Annotated in this window: 14 protein-coding genes; 1 reads left to right on the top strand and 13 read right to left on the bottom strand. The window is 64.2% G+C overall.

Annotated features, from left to right (window positions below; genetic code table 11):
* Positions 1-34: 34 nt before the first annotated feature.
* Positions 35-1,150 (bottom strand): efflux RND transporter periplasmic adaptor subunit, encoded by a 1,116-nt coding sequence (locus CCOS864_RS19930; RefSeq protein WP_115088025.1) that lies wholly within the window; start codon positions 1,148-1,150, stop codon positions 35-37.
* Complete coding sequence (locus tag CCOS864_RS19925; protein ID WP_115088024.1) at positions 1,147-1,803, bottom strand: DsbA family oxidoreductase; 657 nt, start codon at positions 1,801-1,803, stop codon at positions 1,147-1,149. The genes CCOS864_RS19930 and CCOS864_RS19925 overlap by 4 nt, the downstream gene beginning before the upstream one ends.
* 170 nt (positions 1,804-1,973) lie before the next feature.
* On the opposite strand from CCOS864_RS19925, the gene CCOS864_RS19920 reads away from it, so the two are divergent.
* Complete coding sequence (locus CCOS864_RS19920) at positions 1,974-2,903, top strand: class I SAM-dependent methyltransferase (RefSeq protein WP_115088500.1); 930 nt, start codon at positions 1,974-1,976, stop codon at positions 2,901-2,903.
* 62 nt (positions 2,904-2,965) lie between these two features.
* Here CCOS864_RS19920 and CCOS864_RS19915 read toward each other — a convergent pair whose 3' ends face one another.
* The 11 genes from CCOS864_RS19915 to gcl all read right to left on the bottom strand — a co-directional run bounded on the left by CCOS864_RS19915 (position 2,966) and on the right by gcl (position 16,705).
* Positions 2,966-4,429, bottom strand: coding sequence for a PepSY domain-containing protein (locus tag CCOS864_RS19915; RefSeq protein WP_115088023.1), 1,464 nt, complete (start codon positions 4,427-4,429; stop codon positions 2,966-2,968).
* Between the two features lie 10 nt (positions 4,430-4,439).
* Entirely contained in the window at positions 4,440-6,608 is a 2,169-nt protein-coding gene (locus tag CCOS864_RS19910; protein ID WP_115088022.1) for a TonB-dependent receptor, read from the bottom strand.
* Positions 6,609-6,707: 99 nt separating this feature from the next.
* Positions 6,708-7,094, bottom strand: coding sequence for a DUF2946 domain-containing protein (locus CCOS864_RS19905; protein WP_115088021.1), 387 nt, complete (start codon positions 7,092-7,094; stop codon positions 6,708-6,710).
* Positions 7,095-7,253: 159 nt separating this feature from the next.
* The gene (locus tag CCOS864_RS19900; RefSeq protein WP_115088020.1) at positions 7,254-8,255 is read right to left on the bottom strand and encodes a sulfate ABC transporter substrate-binding protein; all 1,002 of its coding nucleotides are present in this window, start codon (positions 8,253-8,255) and stop codon (positions 7,254-7,256) included.
* Between the two features lie 96 nt (positions 8,256-8,351).
* A complete protein-coding gene (locus tag CCOS864_RS19895; protein ID WP_115088019.1) occupies positions 8,352-9,173 on the bottom strand; it encodes an ion transporter in 822 nt (273 codons plus the stop codon).
* Between the two features lie 44 nt (positions 9,174-9,217).
* A complete protein-coding gene (locus tag CCOS864_RS19890) occupies positions 9,218-10,102 on the bottom strand; it encodes an urea transporter (RefSeq protein ID WP_115088018.1) in 885 nt (294 codons plus the stop codon).
* 162 nt (positions 10,103-10,264) lie between these two features.
* Complete coding sequence (gene pyk, locus CCOS864_RS19885; RefSeq protein ID WP_115088017.1) at positions 10,265-11,680, bottom strand: pyruvate kinase; 1,416 nt, start codon at positions 11,678-11,680, stop codon at positions 10,265-10,267.
* 1 nt (position 11,681) lies between these two features.
* Complete coding sequence (locus tag CCOS864_RS19880) at positions 11,682-12,950, bottom strand: glycerate kinase type-2 family protein (RefSeq protein WP_115088016.1); 1,269 nt, start codon at positions 12,948-12,950, stop codon at positions 11,682-11,684.
* 92 nt (positions 12,951-13,042) lie between these two features.
* Complete coding sequence (locus tag CCOS864_RS19875; RefSeq protein WP_115088015.1) at positions 13,043-13,936, bottom strand: 2-hydroxy-3-oxopropionate reductase; 894 nt, start codon at positions 13,934-13,936, stop codon at positions 13,043-13,045.
* Between the two features lie 153 nt (positions 13,937-14,089).
* Positions 14,090-14,872: a hydroxypyruvate isomerase gene (gene hyi / locus CCOS864_RS19870; RefSeq protein WP_115088014.1), complete on the bottom strand. Its 783-nt coding sequence runs from the start codon at positions 14,870-14,872 to the stop codon at positions 14,090-14,092.
* Positions 14,873-14,929: 57 nt separating this feature from the next.
* Complete coding sequence (gene gcl, locus CCOS864_RS19865; protein WP_115088013.1) at positions 14,930-16,705, bottom strand: glyoxylate carboligase; 1,776 nt, start codon at positions 16,703-16,705, stop codon at positions 14,930-14,932.
* Between the last annotated feature and the right edge of the window lie 256 nt (positions 16,706-16,961).

The raw sequence follows: 16,961 nt of genomic DNA, 5'->3' as shown, positions 1-16,961 counted from the left end.
TCCCTTTCAAAGGCACGCAAGGCGCAGGTCGGCGTTACAGTTGCTGGGCCACGTCGGGTTTCTTCAGGTCGCTGGCGGCCATGGCATCCTGGGTCAGGCGCACTGGCATGCCGTTGCTCAGGCGGATCTGCCCGGAGACCACCACCCGGTCGTTGGCATTGATCGCATCGAGTACCACCACCCGGTCATTGCGCCGCGCGCCGAGCTTGACGAAGACCTGCTCGACATTCAGCTGGCCGTTGTTCTCGCGCAGGACGAACAGCGAGTTGCCGTAGGCGTTGTAGCTGATCGCGGTTTCCGGAACGCTGAGCACATCGGCCAGGCTCGGCAGCTCGACGCTGACGTTGGCGAACATGCCCGGCTTGAGCAGCAGTTCGGGGTTGTCCAGGGTCGCCTGGACCTGCATCGAACGGGCGCCGGGGTCGATCTGCGGCTCCAGGGTGGTGACCGTGGCCTGGAACGGGCGCTGCGGCCAGGCGTCGACCTTGAGGTTGATCAGCTGCCCGGGTTGCAACTGGGCGGCGGCCTGTTCCGGCAGCGAGAAGTTCACGTACAGGCGCGACAGCTGGGTCAGGGTCACCACGCTGTCGCCGGGGCTGATGTACTGGCCCAGGTCGACCTTGCGGATCCCCAGCACGCCGGCGAACGGCGCGCGGATGGTCTTCTGGTTGATCACCGCCTGGACCCGGGCGATCTCGCCACGGACTTGATCGTAGTTGGCCTGGGCCTGGTCCAGTTGCGACTGGGTCGAGGCCAGCAGCAACACCTTGCGCGTGCGCTCCAGGGCCAGCTTGGCGTTCTTGGCCTGGGCCTGGAGCTTGGCCAGGTCGCCTTGCTCCGGGCCGTCGTTGAGCTTGAGCAGCACCTGGTTGGCGCTGACGGCCTTGCCGGCGGTGAAATTGAGTTCGACGATGCGTCCGCCGACTTCCGGCGATACCTGCACCTGTTGCACCGCGGCCAGGGTGCCGACGCTGGACAGCACCACCGGCATCGGCCCCGACTGCACATTGGCCACGGCCACCGGGGTAGCTGGCGCCGCGGTCGGTGCCGGTGCGCTGGTGTCGCTGACGCCGTTTGGCGACCAGACCATGAAGGCTGCCGCCAATGCCGCGACGGCGCTGCCTGAACCTACCCAGTAGCGCGCTTTCATTGCACCGCTCCTTCTGGCTTGGCCGCCAGTTCCTGACGAATGTTGTTCAGTGACTGGCGCAGTTGCTCAAGCCCCAGGGCGCCTGGGATCAGGTACCGATCGGCAATCACCAGCGACGGCACCGAGCTGATGCCCAGGTGGCGGCCCAGGCGCAGGTCCTGTTCGAGCAGGGCCGGAGCGTCATGCTCGAAGGCGTGCTCGAAGGCCTGCGGGTCAAAGCCGGCTTCGGCGGCAATCGCCAGTACCGTGGCCTTGTCGCCGATGTTGCGGCTTTGCACCAGGTGCGCCAGTTGCAGGCGATCGAACATCTGCTCGTGAGCGGCATTGCCCCCCAGCGCATTGGCGGTCTGGCAGGCGCGGGCGGCGAGCAGGCCGTTGGGGTATTCGAACGGTTGCTGGCGCATGCCTTCGATGTTGATGCGTTTTTCATCCTCGGCGCGGGCGCAGGCTTGCCAGTGGCCGAGGATGGTGTCCTTGGCCTGGGGCATCGAGCCGAAGCGCTCGATCATCGCCTCACGGCTGGTTTGCAGAATGAAACTGCGGTGCTGGATATCCAGGTCGAGTTCGGCTTGCAGCTGCTTGAGCCGCGGGGCGAGGACGAAGCACCAGCCGCAGACGACATCGTGGAAAAATTCGACTTTCAAGGAGGACATGGTAGTGACCCGATAGCAGAGGGGATGGAGGCACTATCCACAGCGGCTGGGGGAGAAAAAAGCGACAAAAGTGCAGCTAATCCTCCCATCCCCTTCATCGATGGCCGAACGGCCTGCCAGCACGGGCCGGGCAAGGTAGAATGGGCGCCTTTAGCCAACTGATTGTGCCCATGACTTCCGTGATCGATACCCTCCAGCAGCACCTGCTCGCCGCCCTTGACCCGGCGCCGGGCGAAACCCGCCGCCTGTTCCATGGCCGCGGGCGCTGCTGGCCGGGGTTGGAGCAGATCACCGTGGACTGGCTGCAGGGTGTGCTGCTGGTGTCGCTGTTTCGCGAGCCGCCCGAAGGCCAGTTGCCGGCGCTGGAGCAGATGCTCCTGGCCCTGGCCGAAGCGCCGTGCTGGAGCGGCCAGGCGATCCTGATCCAGCACCGCTACCTGCCGGACAGCCCCGGCCAATGGTTGCTGGGTACGCCCAGCGAGCACTGGCTGATCGATGAGGACGGCCTGCGTTATCAGCTGGACCTGGGCCTGAAGCAGAACACCGGTTTGTTCCTCGACATGCGTTATGGCCGGCGCTGGGTACGCGAGCAGGCGGCGGGCAAGCGTGTGCTCAACCTGTTCGCCTATACCTGCGGGTTTTCGCTGGCGGCGATTGCCGGTGGCGCCGAGCAGGTGGTGAATCTGGACATGGCGCGTTCAGCGCTGAGCCGTGGGCGCGACAACCATCGGCATAACGGCCATGACCTGGGCAAGGTGAGTTTTCTTGGTCATGAGCTGTTCAAGTCGTGGGGCAAGGTGCGCAAGTCCGGGCCCTATGACCTGATCATCATCGACCCGCCGACCTTCCAGAAAGGCAGCTTCGTCCTGACCCAGGATTACCGCAAGATCCTGCGGCGCCTGCCGGAGCTGTTGAACGACGGCGGCACGGTGCTGGCCTGCGTTAACGACCCGGCGATCGGCCCGGACTTTCTCATCGAAGGCATGGCCGCAGAAGCGCCGGGGCTGGCCTTCGTCGAACGCCTGGGCAACCCGCCGGAATTCCCCGACAGCGATCCGGCGGGCGGGCTCAAGGCCCTGGTATTCAGGGACCTTGTGTAGACGCGGGCTTGCCCCGCGATAGCATTCTGTCAGCCATCGCGCATCGCGGGGCAAGCCCGCTCCTACTTGGCTAACCGTCGCCAGCCGAGCACCACACCACTGACACTCAGCACCAGCCCGCCCAGGCTGAACAGGATCATCCAGGCATCCCACAGCGGCCGCTGTTGCAGCAATGGCAACCAGTCCCAGCTGTGCAGCAATGAGAACAACCAGCGCGACACGCGCCGGGGCTGGTCCAGCACGCCCAGCATCTCGCCGGTGTACAGGTCCAGGTGCAGCCAGCTCTGCTGCGGGTCTTCAAAGCGTACGCGCAACACCGGCAAACGCTTTTCCAGGTGGCCGAGCATGCTGTGCTCGGCCCTGGCGTAGTAGTAGAAGTCGTAGGTTTCTAGCTGCTCGCTGTGCATCTGGCCCTGAGGCAAAATCGCTTGCGCTGCACGCTCCAGTACGTCCCGTGGCAGGCGCTCGAGTACCTGCCCGTCGGCCATCGACAGCACCCGGGTTCGGCCAGCACCCTCATGGCCGACCAGATAGCCCGCACCGCCGATCAAGCGCCACTCAAGTTCACGGGCCTTGAAGCCTTGCTGGCCAAACCGCGCCAGCGCCTCGTTGGCCGAGAGCGGGAAAGCCGCCGCGGTCAAAGGCCCGCCTTGATAGGCCGCAACGTTCAAGGGCGCTGAACTGCTGAACAGCCGCCACGGGTTCATCGACATCAAGCCACTGAAGATCCAGGTGATCGCCAGCACGCCGAACAGCAAGCCACCGATATGGTGCCAGCGGGCAAACCCGCGGTAGGGCGAGCGCGAGCCACTGCGGTAGGGCTGGCGCAGACGCCAACGGAGGATGCCGATCACCGCGCCGAGCAGCGCCATCAGCGTGCCGGCCAGCGACAGGTAGATCACCAGGTTGCTCCACAGGCCGTCCGCGCCAATGCCACGCAACGGGTACAGCCAGTGCAGCCAGGCGCCGACCAGGTTCCAGCCGCGCTCCAGGGCGCTGGCATCGCGCACCACTTCACCGGTATGGCCGGAGATGTACAGCAGGGTACGCTCGCCATCGTCGAGCTGGACCCGCTGTAACGGCCGCTCGGCGTCCAGGGCGCGCGAGTGGCTCCACAGGTCCTCACTCACTGCGCCGCGATAGCTGGCCTTTGCCCCCGGGTCGTACTGACGAGCACTGGCCAGCGCCTGGTCGCGGTCGATCGGTTGCAGGCGCTGGCCCGTGCGGGCATCCACCGCCACGCTGGCGTGACCCGGATAGCCGAACAGGTAGCGCGGCGTGCCGGCCACCATGATCAGGCGGATGCTTGCCGGGTTGCGCTCGGCATCGGCGCTGCGCAGGGCAGTGCCGAGGTCGACGCAGCAATCCTGCAGGCGCAACTGCGGCAGGTGAGCGAAGTGCTCGCGCGGGGTCAGCTTGGGGTAGCCGACATAGAGCATGACCATCCCCGAAAAGAACCACAGGGCCATGAACAGGCACAGCCCGATGCCCAGCCAGCGGTGCCACAGGTACAGGTAACGTTTCATCGGTGGCGTCCTAGAAGCGCGTCTGCACGGCCAGCTCCAGGGTGCGCGGGGCACCGAGGTAGAGCATGCTCGCAGAGGTCCAGCGGGCGTACACCTCGTCGGTCAGGTTGCGCACCCGGGCGGTGATGCGCGTGTCGTCATCGACCTTGAAACCGAGGAAGGCGCCGAAGATCGTGTATGACGGCGCATAGCGGGTGTTGGCTGCATCGGCATACACCGAAGATACATAGCGGCTGTCGGCACCGACTTGCCAGCTCGGGTCGATGTCGTAGGTCAGCCACAGGTTGGCGACCCGCTCGGGGATGTTGGTCGGGGTGTTGCCCTTGCGCGAGATCGAGCGGCCGCCGACGTTCTCGTTGAACTCATCGTACTGGGCGTCGACATAGGCGAAGTTGCCCTCGGCCAGCAGCTTCGGCGTGACGTGCAGCGACGCGGCCACCTCGACCCCGCGTGAGGATTGCTTGCCCACCGGCTGGGTGACGCTGGGGTTGGCGGCGTCGGCGGTGGCCAGGTTCTTGCGCTCGATATGGTAGGCGGCGACGGTAGCGGCACCACGGCCGTCGAGGAAGCTGAACTTGCTGCCCACTTCCAGTTGCTTGCCGGTGCTCAGGTCGAAGTCGCGTACCGAGGCGAAGCTGGCGGTGCTGAGCATGCCCGAGGGCGGGTCGGCGGCGGTGCTGTACTGCACGTAGACGTTGGCCGCCGGGGTCAGTTCGTAGACCAGGCCGATGCGCCCGGTGGTGGGCTCGTAGCTGCGCTGGAAGTCCAGCGGGTTGTTGGCATCGACCGTGCGGTAGTTGTGCACATCGAGGTCGATATGGTCGTAGCGCAAACCAGTGAGCAGCGACAGGCGCTCAGTCAGTTGCAGACGGTTTTCGACGAACGCCGCCCAGGTGTCGACGGTGTTCTCGCGGTTCTTCTGATAGCCCGGGACCATGCCGTTCAGATCATAGAAATGCCCGGGTTCGAAGGTGGCCGGGTCGACGCTGTCGAAAATGCCGGTGATCGAGCGCGGGTAGCTCATCTGCACGTTGTGGCTGTAGTCCAGGCCCGCCGACCACTGGCTGTTCAAGCCGAACAACTGGCCTTCGTGGAGCAGCTCGAAGCGGTTGCCGTTGAGTTCCTGGTCGTGGCGTTGCAGCAGCGCGTTGGAGCGGTTTACCCGGCTGTTGTCGGCGTTGTAGGCGTAGGTTTCGAGGTTACGGAAGTTACGCTCGGTGTTGTAGTGGTAAAGGGTGTTGCGCAGCGAGGTGTTGTCGTTGAAACGGTAGTCGGTGATCGAGCGCAGCCAGCGCACGCGCTGTTCGTAGCGGCCGTCTTCGACGTTGTAGTTCTCGAAGCGGCGGCTCTCGTCGACCTTCATTTCGCCACCCAGCGGGTTGAGCACCGGGCTGCCCCAATAGGGGCTGTCGACCGTTTCGTTCTGATACTCCACGGCCAGGGTGTGGGACAGCTGGTCGTTGATGTCGGTGAGCAGGGAGAACGCCACGGTCCAGGCATCGCGCTCTTCGCGATCGACATAGCCATTGCTTTTGCTGTGGCTGAAATCCAGGCGGGCGTAGTTGCGGATGCCGTCGCCGTCGTTGAGCGCATGGTTGAAGCCGAACGAGGTCTCGCTGCTGTCATAGGAGCCGTACTTGATTCGCCCCTCGTTGAAGTTCTCGTCGCGGCTGGCCAGCTTGGTGATGTAGTTGATCGATCCACCCACGGCACCGGCACCGAAGAGGAAGCTCGACGGCCCGCCGACGGCTTCGACCCGGTCATAGATCCAGCTGTCCACCGGGCGCGCGGCGATGGAGTCGTATTGCACGCTGATGCCGTTGAACAGCTGGGTGATCTGTGCCCCGGAAAAGCCCCGATAAGCCACTGAGCCGGCAGAGCCGGGCGGCGAGGCGGCGGTCATGCCGGGCACGCCGTTGAGCACGTCCTGGGTAGTCTGGGCGCCGCGCTGCTGAATCTGCTGGCGGTTGACGATGTTCACCGAAGCCGGGGTTTCCCGTGGCGTCAGGCCAAGGCGTGAGCCGGTTTGCGACGGGGTGTCGAGCAGTACGCCGTCTTCGGCGTCGGCGCGGCCGTTGATGCGCAGGTCGGGCAGGGTCAGCGGCGCCTCGGCCACAGCATTGAAGGACAGCGCGCACAGCAGCGCCGCGCAACCGGAAAGGCGATAGGAGTAGGGCATGAATCACACTCTGGAAATTGAGCCAGCGGCCGCCTGCACCTGTCAGGCAGGCGCAGCAAAAACGGCCGGTTCAGGCAGCCCGGGGAGCTGCCAGGAGGTTCAAGCCAGAAGCGGGGAGGCGCGGGGGTTGGCGGCGGGCCAGCAATAGCGCGGCGGTGCTTTGCTGCGCAGCTCACGGTGATAGCGACGTACACGAGTGACCGCCAGCAGCCAGCCGATGACCAGCGCAAGGCCCAGGCAAACTACGGCGGCGGCGCACACCGGGCAGGTTTGCATGCTGTCCCAGCCGGCCACCGACTGGTCGTCGAAATCGCTTTTCAGTGTCGGCCCGGCGCTGCCCATGGCTGAGCAATAGGCGCCGCCAATGCCATTGAGCTGCAGGCCCATCATCTGCCCGTGACCGATCCCGCAGGCGAACAGATTGAACAGGACACAGAAGTACAAGGTCCAGGCAATCAGCGGGCGGTCGGAGGGGGTGCGGTTCATGGCCGCGACTTTAGCACCGATGCCCGCAGGCGTTAAAGCCGAATCAGGCCTGTTGTTCGGTGAGTTTCAGCGGCGGCGGGTTGTATTGCGCGAAGCAATCGCCGGGCAAACCCGCTCCTACACATTCAGTAGGAGCGGGCTTGCCCGGCGATGAGGCCCTTACTGCCCGGTATAGATCTGGTCGAAAATCCCGCCATCGTTGAAGTGGGTTTTCTGCACGGTGCGCCAGTCACCGAAGGTCTTCTCTACCGACAGGAAGTCGACTTTCGGGAAGCGGTCAGTGTACTTGGCCAGTACCGCCGCATCACGCGGACGCAGGTAGTTGTTGGCAGCAATTTCCTGCGCCTCTGGCGACCACAGGTACTTCAGGTATTCCTCGGCGGTGGCGCGGCTGCCTTTCTTGTCGACCACCTTGTCGACCACGCTCACTGGCGGCTCGGCCTCGGCGGAGACGCTCGGGTAGATCACTTCGAACTGATCGCGACCGAACTCGCGGGCGATCATTTCGGCTTCGTTCTCGAAGGTCACCAGCACGTCGCCGATCTGGTTGGTCATGAAGGTGGTGGTCGCGGCGCGGCCACCGGTGTCGAGCACTGGCGCCTGCTTGAATAGCTTGCCGACAAAGTCCTTGGCCTTGTTCTCGTCACCGCCGTTCTTCAGCACATAGCCCCAGGCCGAGAGGTAGGTGTAGCGGCCGTTGCCGGAGGTTTTCGGGTTAGGCACGATGACCTGGACGCCGTCCTTGAGCAGGTCGGGCCAGTCTTTCAGGGCCTTGGGGTTGCCCTTGCGGACGATGAACACGGTGGCCGAAGTGAACGGCGCGCTGTTGTTCGGCAGGCGGCTGACCCAATTGTCCGGCACCAGCTTGCCATTGTCGGCCAGGGCATTGATGTCGGTGGCCATGTTCATGGTGATGACGTCAGCCGGCAGGCCATCGATCACCGAACGGGCCTGCTTGCTCGAACCACCGAAGGACATCTGCACGGTGATCTTCTCTTTGTGCTCGGCTTCCCAGTGCTTCTGGAACGCGGCGTTGTAGTCCTTGTAGAAGTCGCGCATCACGTCATACGAGACGTTCAGCAAAGGTGCCGGAGCAGCCTGGGCCACGGAGCCGAAGGCGAGGCCGGCGGCCAGAAGCGAGGCACTGAAGAGTTTTTTCACTGCGCATTCCTTGTTCGAGTTGGCGTTAAAGGCATTATGCCAGCGACTATAGCGGTTGGACCTTAGGCGCTAAAAGATTAAAAAGTGCTTTGCTTATTACGTTTTATTGAACAGTGCGTTACCGCAACGGGAGCAGAACGCGGCGCCGTGTTCATGGCTGTTTTTCCGACACACCGGGCAGTCGTGCTGCAGCTGTTCGCCGCGCATGGCGTTGGCCAGCTCCGCGGTGAAAATCCCGGTGGGCACGGCAATGATCGAATAACCGGTGATCATTACCATCGACGACAGCACCTGGCCCAGCGGAGTCTTGGGCACGATGTCGCCAAAACCGACCGTGGTCAGGGTGACGATGGCCCAGTAGATGCCCTTGGGGATGCTGGTAAAGCCATGCTCGGGGCCTTCGACTACGTACATCAGGGTGCCGAACACGGTCACCAGGGTCGAGACGCTGAGCAAAAAGACGATGATCTTCTGCTTGCTGCCGCGCAACGCCGTGAGCAGGTAGTTGGCCTGCTTCAGGTAAGGGCTGAGCTTGAGCACCCGGAAGATCCGCAGCATACGGATGACGCGGATGATCAGCAGGTACTGGGCGTCGCTGTAATACAGGGCGATGATCCCCGGGACGATGGCCAGCAGGTCGACCAGGCCATAGAAGCTGAAGGCGTAGCGCAAGGGCTTGGGCGAGCAGTACAGGCGGATCAGGTACTCGACCAGGAAGATCGCGGTAAAGCCCCACTCGATGGCCGCCAGCAGCCCGGCGTAGCTCTGGTGCACCTCGTCGATGCTGTCCAGGATCACCGTCACCAGGCTGGCGAGAATGATCAGCAGCAGGATCTTGTCGAAGCGTCGGCCGGCGACGGTGTCGGTTTGAAAGACGATGACGTAGAGCTGCTCGCGCCAACTCGAAGGGGTGTCCATAGGCTCGTTCCAAAGGCAGATGGGCAGAGCCTAGGGGCTGCACCTCAGCTGTGCAAGCGACGCCGGCTGTGGGACGCCGGCACGCGTAGCAGGCGGCCACCGGCATGCAGCAGCCAACAGGCGAGGATGAACGGCGCGGTCAGGCCGGCGACCGGCAGCAGGCTGAACAGCGGTTGCAGGGCAATCGCCAGGACGATGGCCAGCAGCGGCAACCAGGGCCGCTGGCGCTCCTGGCTGAAGGCCAGGGCGGCCAGGGCGGCGTTGAAGCCGAACAGGCCGTTATAGGCCGCCGTGGCCTCGCCACCGATCAACGCCACGCTGCCACCGATGGCCGAGCCGAGCAAGGCCCAGACTGCCGCGTAGCGATTGGAGATCAGCAGGCCGATGGCAATCAGCACGCCGGCCAGGGGCTGGTCGAGCAAGAAGATCTGCCCGAGGCCACGGGCCAGGGCAAACAGCGGGTTGGCCTCGACGCCGGTACTGGCGGCGCCGGCGGGTTCGGCCATGGTCAGCGCAGCCCAGCCGAGCAACACGAACGGCGCCGTGTAGGCGGGCAGCAATTGCTTGGGGCCGCGCTTGAGCCACTGGTGCACGAGCATGCTGCTCAGGCCGCCGGCGGCGATGATCAGTGGCGGCAGGATCGCCGACCAGGGCAGGGCATAGCTGATCAACAGGCCGATCAGCACGCCGTTGTAGCTGTACAGGCCGGCCTGGCGGTCGCTGCGGTTGTAGCCGCGGCGTTGCGCGGTCAGCAGCCCGGCGAGGGCACCGAGCAGCGCGCCGCCGACCAGGTCGGGCGCGGTCAGGGTGATCGCCAGCAGGCAGCACAGGCCACACAGCGGGTTGCGCTGCAGCAGCACCTGGCTGAAGCCGTTGAGCAAGGCCGTGGCCCAGTCGGGGCACGGGTTGACGAAATTCTTGGTGTACATGGGGGCAGTCTGGGTTGATGTGGAGTGGGGAGCCTCTTTGGGCCGGGTTGTCCCACCGGAATTGTTGTTGGCCGGTCTGGCCTCATCGCTGGCAAGCCAGCTCCCACAGGTTCGGTGTGCACAGCACCTGTGGGAGCTGGCTTGCCAGCGATGGGGTTCAACTCAGATCAAGCTCTCGATCCGCAGCGTGTTAGTCGACCCGGGCTTGCCAAAAGGCACACCGGCGGTGATCAACAGCGTATCGCCACGGCTGGCCATGCCCTGGGCCTGAGCGATTTCCAGGGCGGTGGAGCAGATCTCGTCGACCTGGCGCAGGCGATCGTTGACTACCGAGTGCACACCCCAGGCCACGCTCAGGCGCCGGGCGGTGGACAGGTTGGGAGTCAGGTTGAGGATCGGTGCCCGTGGCCGCTCGCGGGCGGCGCGCAGGGTCGAAGCCCCCGACTCGCTGTAGTTGACCAGCACCGCCACCGGCAGGATGCCGCTGATGCGGCGGATCGCGCAGCTGATGGCGTCCGATACGGTGGCTTCGGCTTTCGGCCGGCCGACGTCGAGCTGAGCCTGGTAGTCCGGGCCATTCTCCACCTGGCGGATGATCTTGCTCATCATCTGCACCGCTTCCAGCGGGTAGTCACCCGAGGCGGTCTCGGCCGAGAGCATCACCGCATCGGCGCCTTCGGCCACGGCGTTGGCCACGTCGGTGACTTCGGCGCGGGTCGGGGCCGGGGAGAAGCGCATCGATTCGAGCATCTGCGTGGCCACCACCACCGGTTTACCCAGTTCGCGGCAGGTGTTGATGATGCTCTTCTGGATCTGCGGCACGCTTTCGGCCGGCACTTCCACGCCCAGGTCGCCACGGGCGACCATGATCGCGTCGCTCAGCTCGGCAATGGCGCGCAGTTGGGTGACCGCCGAAGGTTTCTCGATCTTGGCCATCAGGTAGGCGCGGTCACCGATCAGCTGGCGCGCTTCGACGATGTCTTCCGGGCGCTGCACGAACGACAGCGCCACCCAGTCCACGCCCAGCTCCAGGCCGAAGCTCAGGTCGCGGCGGTCCTTGGCGGTCAGCGGGCTGAGGTCCAGCACCGCTTGCGGCACGTTGACACCCTTGCGGTCGGACAGCTCGCCGCCGTTGAGGACTTCGGTCTCGATCGCATCGCTGTGCTTGGCGGTCACCCGCAGGCGCAGCTTGCCGTCATCGAGCAGCAGGTCCATGCCCGGTTCCAGGGCGGCGATGATTTCCGGATGCGGCAGGTTGACCCGCGAGGCAGTGCCCGGGGTGCTGTCCAGGTCCAGGCGCAGGGTCTGGCCGCGCTGCAGTTGGACTTTGCCCTCGGCAAAACGGCCAACGCGCAGCTTGGGCCCTTGCAGGTCCATGAGGATGCCCAGCGGGTAGTTGAGCTGGCTCTCCACCTCGCGGATCCACTGGTAGCGCAGGGCGTGGTCTTCGTGCTCGCCGTGGCTGAAGTTCAGGCGAAAGATGTTCACCCCGGCCTCGACCAGCTGGCGGATGTCGTCGATGCCCTTGATCGCAGGACCGAGGGTGGCAAGGATTTTGACTTTTTTATCGGGCGTCATGTCAGGCACTCTCGAGGATCAGGATGGCGCGAAAATCGTTGACGTTGGTCCGCGTCGGCTCGGTGACGATCAGGGCATCGAGCGCGGCGAAGTAGCCGTAGCCGTTGTTGTTGTCCAGTTCATCGCTGGCCGACAGGCCCAGGGCCGCGGCGCGGGCGTAGCTGTCCGGAGTCATCAGCGCGCCGGCGTTGTCTTCGGAGCCGTCGATGCCGTCGGTGTCACCGGCCAGGGCATAGACCCCGGGCAGGCCCTTGAGGCTTTCGGTCAGGCTCAGCAGGAATTCGGCATTGCGCCCGCCACGGCCATTGCCGCGCACGGTCACGGTGGTCTCGCCACCGGAGAGGATCACGCAAGGCGGCGACAGCGGTTGGCCGTGCTGGACGATCTGCCGGGCGATGCCGGCATGGACCTTGGCCACCTCGCGTGATTCGCCTTCCAGGTCGCCGAGGATCAGCGGGCTGAAACCGGCCTGGCGGGCTTTGACCGCCGCCGCTTCGAGCGACTGCTGGGGCCGGGCGATGAGCTGGAAGTGGCTGCGGGCCAGGGCCGGGTCATCGGCCTTGACGGTCTCGGAAGCCGGGTTGTTCAGCCAGGCGGTAACCGCCGCGGGCGCTTCGATGTTGTAGCGCTTGAGGATCGCCAGGGCCTCGGCCGAAGTGCTCGGGTCGGCCACGGTCGGGCCGGAGGCGATCACCGTGGCCAGATCCCCCGGTACATCGGAAATCGCATAGGTGTAGACGGTGGCCGGCCAGCAGGCCTTGGCCAGGCGCCCGCCCTTGATCGCCGAGAGGTGCTTGCGTACGCAGTTCATCTCGCCGATGGTCGCGCCGGATTTGAGCAGGGCCTTGTTGATCTGTTGCTTGTCGGCCAGGGTCAGGCCTTCGGCAGGCAGCGCCAGCAGCGCCGAACCGCCACCGGAGAGCAGGAAGATCACCCGGTCGTCAGCCGTGAGGTTGCTGACCATTTCCAGCACCCGTTTGGCCACGGCCAGGCCGGCGGCGTCCGGGACCGGGTGGGCGGCTTCGACCACTTCGATTTTCGAGCAGCTGGCGCCGTGGCCGTAGCGGGTGACCACCAGGCCGGAGACCGGGCCCTTCCAGGCGCGTTCGACGACTTCGGCCATGGCCGCAGCGGCCTTGCCGGCGCCGATGACAATAACGCGACCGCTGCGGTCGCTGGGCAGGTGGGCTTCAAGGACCTGGCGGGGATGCGCGGCATCGATGGCCGTGGCGAACAGCTCGCGCAGAAAGTGTTGCGGATCGACCGACATGGCAGGCTCCAATCTTATTGTTCTTCGGAATCAAAAACGCCCCTGGGCCCGCCTCCGTGCAGGCTGACCCAGGGGCGGTGTTGCCCGGGGTCTTATTTGTCGTCGCGGATCGAGAAGTTGGCCATGTGTTCCAGGCCCTTGATCAATGCCGAGTGGTCCCAGTTGGCGCCGCCGATCGCGGCGCAGGTGCTGAACACTTGCTGGGTGTTGGCGGTGTTGGGCAGGTTGATGTTCAGCTCCTTGGCGCCTTGCAGGGCCAGGTTCAGGTCCTTCTGGTGCAGGCTGATGCGGAAGCCCGGATCGAAGGTGCCCTTGATCATGCGCTCGCCGTGCACTTCGAGGATCTTCGAGGAGGCGAAGCCGCCCATCAGTGCTTCACGCACCTTGGCCGGGTCTGCACCGTTCTTGGCGGCGAACAGCAGGGCTTCGGCCACGGCCTGGATGTTCAGGGCAACGATGATCTGGTTGGCGACCTTGGCGGTCTGGCCGTCGCCGCTGCCGCCGACGCGGGTGATGTTCTTGCCCATGACCTGGAACAGCGGCAGGGCGCGTTCGAAAGCGTTCGGGCAACCGCCGACCATGATGCTCAGGGTCGCGGCCTTGGCACCGACTTCGCCACCGGAAACCGGCGCGTCGAGGTAGGTGGCGCCGGTGGCTTTGATCTTCTCGGCGAAGGCTTTGGTGGCGGTCGGCGAGATCGAGCTCATGTCGATCACCACCTTGTTCGGGCCAACGCCCTGGGCCACGCCGTTGTCGCCGAACAGCACCGCTTCAACCTGCGGGGTATCGGGGACCATGACGATGATGAATTCAGCTTCCTGGGCCACTTCTTTCGGGTTGGCCAGGGCCACGGCGCCAGCGGCGACCAGGTCGGCAGGCGCGGCATCGTGGTGGGTGGAGATGAACAGGCTGTGACCGGCTTTTTGCAGGTTCTGCGCCATTGGACGGCCCATGATGCCGGTGCCGATAAATCCGATTTTAGCCATGAGAAATGCCTCTTGTAATTATTCAATCTCGGCTGGCGGGCCGGGCCCCTGTGGGAGCTGGCTTGCCAGCGATGGGAACAATGCGGTGTAGCTGTGAGGGCCTCATCGCTGGCAAGCCAGCTCCCACAGGGATGGTCGAGGCCCGTCAGTGCGTCAGATCGCGTTGTGGCTCTTCAGCCAGCCAAGGCCCGCTTCGGTGGTGGTCAGCGGCTTGTATTCACAGCCCACCCAGCCCTGGTAACCGATGCGGTCCAGGTGTTCGAAGAGGAAGCGATAGTTGATCTCGCCAGTACCCGGCTCATTGCGGCCCGGGTTGTCGGCCAGCTGGATGTGGTTGATCTTGGCCAGGTTGCTTTCCACGGTGCGGGCCAGGTCGCCCTCCATGATCTGCATGTGGTAGATGTCGTATTGCAGGTACAGGTTGCTGCTGGCCACTTCCGCCTGGATGTCCAGCGCCTGCTTGGTGGTGTTCAGGTAGAAGCCGGGGATGTCGCGGGTGTTGATCATTTCCATGACCAGCTTGATCCCGGCCGCCTGCAGCTTGTCGGCGGCAAACTTGAGGTTGTCGACGAAGGTCTTGCGCACCGTGGCGCAGTCCGGGCCTTGTGGGCGGATGCCGGCCAGGCAGTTGACCTGGGTGTTGCCCAGCACCTGGGCATAGGCGATGGCCAGATCGACACCGGCACGGAATTCCTCGACTCGGGCCGGGTCGCAGGCGATCCCGCGGTCACCCTTGGCCCAGTCGCCGGCCGGCAGGTTGAACAGCACCTGGGTCAGGCCGTGGGCATCGAGCTGCTGCTTGATTTCAGCCGAGCTGAAGTCGTACGGGAACAGGTACTCGACACCGCTGAAACCAGCGTCGGCAGCAGCCTTGAAACGGGCGAGGAAGTCCTGCTCGGTGAACAGCATGGACAGGTTGGCGGCGAAACGTGGCATGGTTGTCTCCTTGCAAAAAGGGGCCCTGTGCACCCGGCAGCAGGGCCTTCGCAGCGATCAGTCGAGCAGGGAAATCGCGGTTGGCGCGTCGTTGCCGACCAGCGCCAGGTCTTCGAATTCGTTGACCGCGTTGATCTCGGTGCCCATGGAAATGTTGGTCACGCGCTCGAGGATAACCTCGACCACCACCGGTACCCGGAACTCTTCGGCCAGTTTCTGCGCCTTGAGCAGGGCCGGGGCGATCTCGCCAGGTTCGGTCACGCGCAGAGCCTTGCAGCCCAGGCCTTCGACCACCGCGACGTGATCGACGCCATAACCGTTGAGCTCCGGCGCGTTGACGTTCTCGAACGCCAGCTGCACACAGTAATCCATCTCGAAGCCGCGCTGAGCCTGGCGGATCAGCCCCAGGTAGGAGTTGTTCACCAGCACGTGGATGTACGGCAGGTTGAACTGCGCGCCCACTGCCAGTTCTTCGATCATGAACTGGAAGTCATAGTCGCCCGACAGCGCCACGACCTTGCGGGTCGGATCAGCCTTGACCACGCCGAGGGCGGCAGGGATGGTCCAGCCCAGCGGGCCGGCCTGGCCGCAGTTGATCCAGTGACGCGGCTTGTAGACGTGAAGGAACTGCGCGCCGGCGATCTGCGACAGACCGATGGTGCTGACGTAGCAGGTGTCCTTGCCGAAGACCTGGTTCATTTCCTGGTAAACGCGCTGTGGCTTGACCGGCACGTTGTCGAAATGGGTCTTGCGTTGCAGGCTCGATTTGCGCTGTTGGCAATCTTCCAGCCAGGCGCTGCGGTCCTTGAGCTTGCCGGCGGCTTTCCACTCGCGGGCCACTTCGAGGAACACGTCCAGGGCGGCGCCAGCGTCGGAAACGATACCCAGATCCGGGGTGAATACCCGGCCAATCTGGGTCGGCTCGATGTCGACGTGAATGAAGCGACGGCCTTCGGTGTAAACGTCAACGGAGCCAGTGTGACGGTTGGCCCAACGGTTGCCGATACCCAGCACCACGTCGGACTTGAGCATGGTGGCGTTGCCGTAGCGGTGCGAAGTCTGCAGGCCGACCATGCCCACCATCAGCGGGTGATCGTCGGGGATGATGCCCCAGCCCATCAGGGTCGGGATCACCGGGATACCGGTCAGCTCGGCGAACTCCACCAGCTTGTCGCAGGCATCGGCGTTGATGATGCCGCCACCGGCGACCAGCAATGGACGCTCGGCAGTATCGAGCATGGCCAGGGCTTTCTCGACCTGGACGCGGTTGGCCGCAGGCTTTTGCACCGGCAGCGGCTGGTAGGCGTCGATGTCGAATTCGATCTCGGCCATCTGCACGTCGAACGGCAGGTCGATCAGCACCGGGCCTGGACGGCCGGAGCGCATTTCATAGAACGCCTTCTGGAACGCATACGGCACCTGGCCGGGTTCCAGCACGGTGGTCGCCCACTTGGTCACCGGCTTGACGATGCTGGTGATGTCGACGGCCTGGAAATCTTCCTTGTGCATGCGGGCACGCGGCGCTTGGCCGGTGATGCACAGAATCGGGATGGAGTCGGCCGAGGCACTGTACAGGCCGGTGACCATGTCGGTGCCGGCAGGGCCGGAGGTGCCGATGCACACGCCGATGTTGCCGGCCTTGGTGCGGGTGTAACCCTCGGCCATGTGCGAGGCGCCTTCAACGTGACGAGCGAGGACGTGATCGATACCGCCGACTTTCTTCAGGGCCGAGTACAGGGGGTTGATGGCTGCACCCGGAATGCCAAACGCGGTTTCCACACCTTCGCGGCGCATCACCAGAACGGCTGCATCAATTGCTCTCATTTTGCTCATGGTTTTGTGCCTCTTTGATTTTGTAATTGTATACAAATTGCTTTTCACCAGAGTGTATTCACGCCAGGCGACTCTGGTCAATCCATTTTCATCGGCGATCGGCGCTTTCGTCGGGAAGCCTTTAAAAATGGCATTTCGTCAGAATTGGTTCATCGCGTCGAAATTATTGTATACAAAAATATTCGCCATTGTGTTCTATTTGTTCTATTGATTTTTACACCTGCCCTCGGGCTTCTAACAACAAGAGGACCTTTCC

The organism is Pseudomonas wadenswilerensis (assembly GCF_900497695.1).
GTDB lineage: Bacteria > Pseudomonadota > Gammaproteobacteria > Pseudomonadales > Pseudomonadaceae > Aquipseudomonas > Aquipseudomonas wadenswilerensis.
Note: the sequence above shows the minus strand (reverse complement) of the source record. Positions and strands in the feature narration are given on the sequence as shown.